Annotated in this window: 1 protein-coding gene; it reads left to right on the top strand. The window is 39.1% G+C overall.

Annotated elements, in window-relative coordinates; genetic code table 11:
* A partial coding sequence (locus tag MTBBW1_RS28915) for a hypothetical protein (protein WP_222424208.1) occupies positions 1-764 on the top strand: 764 nt, incomplete at both ends.

The raw sequence follows: 764 nt of genomic DNA, 5'->3' as shown, positions 1-764 counted from the left end.
TATCAAGCGGATAACCCTTCCTATAGAAATGGCAAAATATCAAGAGATCTTTGATGATTGCTCTGCTTATCGAAAATGGGTTGACAGCATGATCAGTGAGCATCCTGAATTGTTTCCGGATACAATAAGTTCTGGTTATAGTTTGCATGATAAAAGAACTTCAGACAAGCTCAAAGACGTTCCATTAAGACGAATTTGCCTGAAAACCCTTGACAGCCAAGGTAAAAAACAGGTTTTCACAATAGCCCCAAGTTTTGTGATGCCCTATATGGTTGGCTATACAGATGAAGTGGAAAAAGCCCTGTTTTTGAGACGATTTGATGTTCCTTTTTGGGCATTGACATATGTTTTTGGAAAAAATGATGATTATTGGTATCGTATGGAAAATCATTTTGGACGATACAATCTTGTACAAACAGTGGTAAAATCACCTGAGAAACTACCTTCTCATCTGTTAGCGGATGAGAAGATTACATGGTTGAACGGTGAGAAAGTTGCAGTAGCAACAACAGTAGGCAATGACTGTGTTTTAGGTGCATCTGTTGCGCTTGGTGTCGACACAGCAAACCTTACGGAAGCCTATAAACACTTCAAGGATGAGGCACAATCGTTGTCACCAGACTATTCACCGGAAACAGTAAATATAGATGGTTGGAATCAAACTCAGTCTGCCTGGTTGAACTTGTTTCCAATGATTGTAATCATTGAATGCTTCCTGCACGCGTATATTAAAATTCGTAAGACTGGTAAACATCTGAAAGATC

The sequence above is a fragment of the Desulfamplus magnetovallimortis genome (assembly GCF_900170035.1).
Classification (GTDB): Bacteria; Desulfobacterota; Desulfobacteria; order Desulfobacterales; family Desulfobacteraceae; genus Desulfamplus; species Desulfamplus magnetovallimortis.
The sequence above is the reverse complement of the archived record's forward strand: the minus strand, read 5'-3'. Positions and strand labels throughout refer to the sequence as shown.